The sequence below is a fragment of the Streptomyces sp. NPDC045956 genome (assembly GCF_056430705.1).
Genome location: NZ_JBWKKZ010000023.1, coordinates 1 through 5,851 on the forward strand (window position 1 = coordinate 1; position 5,851 = coordinate 5,851).

At 71.4% G+C, this 5,851-nt stretch carries 5 protein-coding genes and 1 pseudogene; 3 read left to right on the top strand and 3 right to left on the bottom strand.

Features of this window, described 5'->3' with window-relative positions:
* From AC07FV_RS34510 to AC07FV_RS34520, 3 genes and pseudogenes are all read left to right on the top strand, one after another.
* Positions 1-90: pseudogene (locus AC07FV_RS34510) on the top strand (hydrolase); the annotation flags it as partial.
* 179 nt (positions 91-269) lie between these two features.
* Positions 270-776 carry a nucleotide triphosphate diphosphatase NUDT15 gene (locus tag AC07FV_RS34515; protein ID WP_479091690.1) on the top strand — a complete coding sequence of 169 codons (507 nt, stop codon included), beginning with the start codon at positions 270-272 and terminating at the stop codon, positions 774-776.
* A 162-nt stretch (positions 777-938) separates the two neighbouring features.
* Complete coding sequence (locus AC07FV_RS34520) at positions 939-2,135, top strand: glycoside hydrolase family 64 protein (protein WP_479091691.1); 1,197 nt, start codon at positions 939-941, stop codon at positions 2,133-2,135.
* Between the two features lie 108 nt (positions 2,136-2,243).
* Here AC07FV_RS34520 and AC07FV_RS34525 read toward each other — a convergent pair whose 3' ends face one another.
* The 3 genes from AC07FV_RS34525 to AC07FV_RS34535 all read right to left on the bottom strand — a co-directional run bounded on the left by AC07FV_RS34525 (position 2,244) and on the right by AC07FV_RS34535 (position 5,715).
* Complete coding sequence (locus tag AC07FV_RS34525; protein WP_479091693.1) at positions 2,244-3,683, bottom strand: GH1 family beta-glucosidase; 1,440 nt, start codon at positions 3,681-3,683, stop codon at positions 2,244-2,246.
* A gap of 100 nt (positions 3,684-3,783) precedes the next feature.
* Positions 3,784-4,707, bottom strand: a complete 924-nt coding sequence (locus AC07FV_RS34530; RefSeq protein ID WP_479091695.1) for a carbohydrate ABC transporter permease — start codon at positions 4,705-4,707, stop codon at positions 3,784-3,786.
* A gap of 12 nt (positions 4,708-4,719) precedes the next feature.
* On the bottom strand, positions 4,720-5,715 hold the full coding sequence (locus AC07FV_RS34535; protein WP_383648087.1) for a carbohydrate ABC transporter permease: 996 nt from the start codon (positions 5,713-5,715) through the stop codon (positions 4,720-4,722).
* Positions 5,716-5,851: the final 136 nt, after the last annotated feature.

Consider the following 5,851-nt stretch of genomic DNA (forward strand, 5'->3'; position numbering starts at 1 on the left):
GTCAACGAACCCGGCGCCATCCGCACCATGGCCGCACTCGGCGTCGACGGCATCATCACCGACTACCCACAGACCCTCACCCAGCACTGACCTCCCGTCCTCCTCTCTCCCCCCGATCTTCGCGAGAGGAGAGCTTCTTCGTCGACGCCACGCCGGACGGCTACGAGGGCGGTAGCCGGGTGTTCTCCCGCACGTGGAACGCGTCGGTGCCCCGCGATCTGCTGCAGGGCGCCGGGGCGCGGCACGCCGCGGTGGTGTGGAATGGCCGGGTGAACTCCACTGCCCCCGGCCCCGAGCGGCCCGGACGTGCCCGTCCCGCCTCCCACAGCCTCACCGGTGTGGGCCTCGCCGTCCTCGACCCCGCCGGCCGGGTCCTGCTCGGCCTCGGCCACGACGGCCGGTGGGAACTCCCGGGCGGCAAGGTCGACACCGGGGAGGACTTCGAGACGGCCGCCGCACGTGAACTGCGGGAGGAGACCGGTCTCACGGTGCCCGCACGCGAGGTACGCGTCCTGGCAGTCCTCGTCGACGGCCTGAACGGACTGACCCGCGTGACGGCCGCCGCCGTCACCGAGCGGGCGGCCGGCGCGCCCCGGGTCACCGAGCCGGACAAGATCGCGCGGTGGGACTGGTTCGCCCGCCGCGCGGTGCCCACGGCGCTCTTCCTTCCGTCCGCCTCGGTCCTGGACTGCCTGTGGCCCGAGGCGGTACCGCGGGGATCCGCCGCGGTACGCCGGTACAGGGTGCTCGGCGCCCCCGCCGACCACTCCGGCTGACCGGCCCCGCTCGCAGGGCCGGCACACCGGACGCCCCCGCTCGCCGGCACGCCGTTTCCGTGTCCGCAGCATTGACATGGACGCGTCGCAGCGCAACTCTGAGAGCGCTCTCAGTATCGGTACGGACCAATTTCCTCCCCCCACACCGCACGGAGGTGGAGAGTGCTCTCGAGCCTCAAACACCGTCTGCTCGCCGCCGCCACGGCCGCGGGCCTGGCCGGCGCCCTGCTCACGTTCGGCGCCTCACCGCCCGCGGACGCGGCGGTGCCCGCGACCATCCCCCTGAAGATCACCAACAACGCCGGCCGCGGCGAGGCGGTGCACATCTACACGCTGGGCACCTCGCTGACGACGGGACGGCAGGGCTGGGCCGACGCGAACGGCACCTTCCACGCCTGGCCCGCCGGTGGCAATCCCCCCACCCCCGCACCGGACGCGTCCATCCCCGGGCCGGCCGCCGGGCAGACCAAGACGATCCGGATACCGAAACTGTCGGGACGGATCTACTTCTCCTACGGTCAGAAGCTCGACTTCCGGCTGACCACCGGCGGTCTGGTGCAACCCGCCGTGCAGAACCCGAGCGACCCGAACCGCAACACCCTGTTCAACTGGTCCGAGTACACCCTCAACGACTCCGGCCTGTGGCTGAACAGCACCCAGGTCGACATGTTCTCCGCGCCGTACACCGTCGGCGTGCAGCGGGCCGACGGTGGCGTGAGCAGCGCCGGGCGACTCGAAGCGGGCGGCTACCGGGCCGTTTTCGACGCCCTGCGGGCGCAGAGCGGCTGGGGCGGGCTGATCCAGACCCGCTCCGACGGCACCGTACTGCGGGCCCTGTCGCCGCTGTACGGGCTGGAGACCGGGGCCCTGCCCGCGTCGGTCATGGACGGCTACATCAACCGCGTCTGGCAGAAGTACGCGTCCGCCACGCTCACCGTCACCCCGTTCGCCGACCAGCCGGGCACCAGGTACTTCGGCCGGGTCTCCGGCGGCGTCATGCACTTCACCAACGGCGCGGGAGCGGTGGTCACGAGCTTCCAGAAGCCGGACGCCTCCAGCGTCTTCGGCTGCCACCGGCTCCTGGACGCACCCAACGACCAGGTCCGCGGCCCGATCTCGCGCACACTGTGCGCCGGCTTCAACCGCTCCACGCTGCTGAGCAACCCGAACCAGCCCGACACCTCGGCGGCGGACTTCTACCGCGACTCCACGACCAACCACTACGCCCGCGTCATCCACGACCGGATGGCCGACGGCAAGGCCTACGCCTTCGCCTTCGACGACGTCGGGCACCACGAGTCGCTGGTGCACGACGGCAACCCGGCCGAGGCCCGGCTCACGCTCGACCCGCTCGGCTGACCCGGCACCGAACGGGAGCCCGCCCCCGGCCACCGCTGAAGCGGGGCCGGGGGCGGGCTCGTGGTGCGGCACGGAGCGGGGCGGCCGGCCGTACCGCACCGGTCCCGGTCAGGCTCCCGGCAGGACGCCGGTGCGGGCGACCTCGGAGTACCAGCGCGCGCTGGCCTTCGGGATGCGGGTGCCGGTCGGGTAGTCCACGTAGACGGTGCCGAAGCGCTTGCTGTAGCCGTGGGCCCACTCGAAGTTGTCCAGCAGCGACCACAGGAAGTAGCCGCGCACGTCCGAGCCGTCCACGATGGCCCGGTGGACGGCCGCCAGGTGGTCCCGGACGTAGGCGATCCTGGCCGGGTCGTTGACCTGGCCCGCCGGGTCGGCGTAGTCGTCGAACGCCGCGCCGTTCTCCGTGATGACCAGCGGCAGCCGCGGGAAGTCGGACGACAGCCGGCGCAGCAGGTCGTACAGACCGGTGGCGTCGACGGCCCAGCCCATGGCGGTGGTGTCGCCGGGCGGCTGGTGGAAGGCGACCCGGTCGGCCGCCGGCCAGGGGCTGTGGACGCTCCTGCCGTGTCCGTCGGAGGTGTGGGTGCCGCTGCCGTCGGCCTCGGAGACCACGGTCGGCGTGTAGTAGTTGACGCCGAGGAAGTCCAGCGGCTGGTTGATCTGCCGCAGGTCGGCATCCTGGACGAAGGACCAGTCGGTCAGCGCCGCGGTGTCCTTGAACAGGTCCTCCGGATAGGCGCCCTCCAGCATCGGGCCGGTGAAGACCCGGTTGGCCAGCGCGTCGATCCGGCGGACCGCGTCGACGTCGGCGTCGCTCCCGGTGAGCGGGCGGACCTGGTGGATGTTGAGGGTGACCGAGCACTGGACGCCGGCGCGGACCCGGTCGCGCAGCGCCTGGACGGCCAGTCCGTGCGCCAGGTTGAGGTGGTGGGCGGCGCGCAGGGCGGCGACCGGGTCGGTGCGGCCGGGGGCGTGCACACCGGAGCCGTAGCCGAGGAAGGCGCTGCACCAGGGCTCGTTGAGGGTGGTCCAGGTCTTGACCCGGTCACCGAGGGCGTCCGCGGCGAGGGCGGCGTACTCGGCGAAGCGCTCGGCGGTGGCGCGTTCGGGCCAGCCCCCCGCGTCCTCCAGCTCCTGCGGCAGGTCCCAGTGGTAGAGGGTGGCGACGGGCTGGATGCCCTTGTCCAGCAGGTCGTCGACCAGGCGCCGGTAGAAGTCCAGCCCCTTCTGCACGGCGGGGCCGCGGCCGGTGGGCTGGATGCGGGGCCAGGCGAGGGAGAACCGGTAGGCGTCCAGGCCGAGTTCGGCCATGAGCGCGACGTCCTCGCGCCAGCGGTGGTAGTGGTCGGTGGCGACGTCACCGGTGTCGCCGTTGCGGACCCGGCCGGGGGTACGGGCGTAGGTGTCCCAGATGGACGGCGTCCGGCCGTCCTCGGTGGCGGCGCCCTCGATCTGGTACGAGGCGGTCGCGGAGCCCCAGAGGAAGCCCTTGGGGAAGGTACGGGCGGCGTCCGGGGCGGACGGGGTCTGCTGTGCTGCGGTGACCACGTAAGTCCTTTCGAGGTGGGGGTGTTCGCGAACGCGCGAAGGCAGGAGGCAGGGGGGTGACGCGGGCCCGGCGGCTCGGCACCGGGCCCGGCGGTGGCGGTCAGCCCTTGACGGCGCCCGCCATGATGCCGCTGACGATCTGGCGGCCGAAGACGATGAACATCAGCAGCAGCGGCAGCGTGCCGAGCAGCGCGCCCGCCATGATGAGCGACTGGTCGCGGACGTAACCCGCGCTGAGCTGGGTGAGGGCGACGGGGACCGTCGGGTTGGTCATGTCGAGCACGACGAACGGCCAGAAGAAGTCGTTCCACGCGTGCACGAACGTGATCATGAACAGCACTGCCATCGCGGGCCGTGCCACGGGCAGCACGATGCTCCAGAAGATCCGCAGCGAGTGCGCCCCGTCCACGCGGCCGGCCTCGACGAGTTCGTCCGGCAGCGCCTCCGACAGGTACTGCCGCATGAAGAAGACGCCGACGGCGCTCACCAGGGTGGGGAAGATGACGGCGGGCAGCTGCTGCGACCAGCCCAGCTCGGACATCATCATGAACAGCGGGACGACACCGAGCTGCGGCGGCACCATCATGGTGCCGATCACCAGCATCAGCAGGGCGTTGCGGCCCTTGAACCGCAGCTTGGCGAAGGCGAACCCGGCCAGGGTCGCGAACATCACCGTGGACAGGGCGATCACGCCGGCCACGATCAGGCTGTTGACCATGGCCTTGCCCATCGCCGCCTCGTCCCAGGCCCGGGCGAGGTTGCTGAACAGGTTGGGTCCGGGCAGGAAGGGCGGCGGTGTCTGGCTCACCCGGGTGTTGTCGGTGGAGGCGGCCACCATCGTCCAGTACAGCGGGAAGATCGACAGCAGCGCCATCACGGCGAGCAGGACGTAGGCGAGCGGGCCGGCGTGGTGCTGGCGGCCGGCGCGCTGGCGCAGCAGACGGCGGCCACCGCGGCCGGCCGGCTTCTCGGCGGGGGTCCGGTCCGGGGCGTCCGTCCGGATCGGGAGGCTGTGGGTGGTCATGACGACTCCAGGTCAGGACGTACGGGAACGCAGGCGCTTGATCAGGCGCTGCACGACGAAGACGAGGACGAGCAGCATGAACATCGCCCAGGCGACGGTCGCCGAGCGGCCCATCTGGTAGTTCTTCCACCCCTCCTCGTACAGCAGCAGGCCCAGCGTCTGGTACTGGTTGTCCGCGCCGCCCGTGACACCGTTGGGTCCCTGCCCGAAGATCAGCGGCTCACCGAAGAGCTGGGTGGCGCCGATCGTGGAGAGCACGATGGTGAAGACGATCGTGGAGCGGATGCCGGGGATGGTGACGTGGGTGAACTGCTGCCACCGGGAGGCGCCGTCGAGGGAGGCCGCCTCGTACCGGTCGGCGGGGATGGCCTGCATGGCGGCCAGGTAGAGCAGGGCGTTGTAGCCGGTCCAGCGCCAGATGACGATGGTGGAGATCGCGACCTGGGCGGGCCACTTGTCGGCCTCCCAGTTCACCGGGTCGATGCCGACCGTGCCGAGCGCCCAGTTGATCATGCCGAAGTCGCGTTCGAAGATCATGGTGAACACGAGGGCGGCCGCGGCCACCGACGTGGCGTACGGGACCAGCGACGCGACGCGGAAGAACAGCGAGGCGCGCATCCGGTAGTTGAGCAGGTGCGCCAGTCCGAGCGCCATCATCAGCTGCGGCACCGTGGAGATGACGCCGATGGTGATCGTGTTCTGCAGCGCGTTCCAGAAGCGCGAGTCGCCCCACAGTTCGACGTAGTTGTCGAACGCCACCCACTCCATCACGTCGAGGGTGGCCAGCTCCACGTCGTGGAGGGAGATCCACGAGGTGTAGACGAGGGGGTAGAAACTGAACGCGGCGAAGACGACGAAGAACGGCGCGACGAAGGCGTACGGGGCGCCCTTGACGTCCAGCCGGTGCAGCAGCGCGCCACGCGGCCGGGCCTTGCCCTCGCCGCCTGTCCTGCCGGACCCGCCGGGCGGCTCCTCGCCGGCCAGGGCCTTGGTGGTGGAGGTGGCCACCGGAGTTCCTTCCTGAGAGCGGGTGTCTGGGCGGGGCCCCGGGGGCGGCGGGGGGGGGGGTGGAAGGGGCGGGGAGGGGGGGGGGGGGGGGGGGGGGGGGGGGAGGGGATTTCTTTTTTCTTCCCTTTTTGTTTTC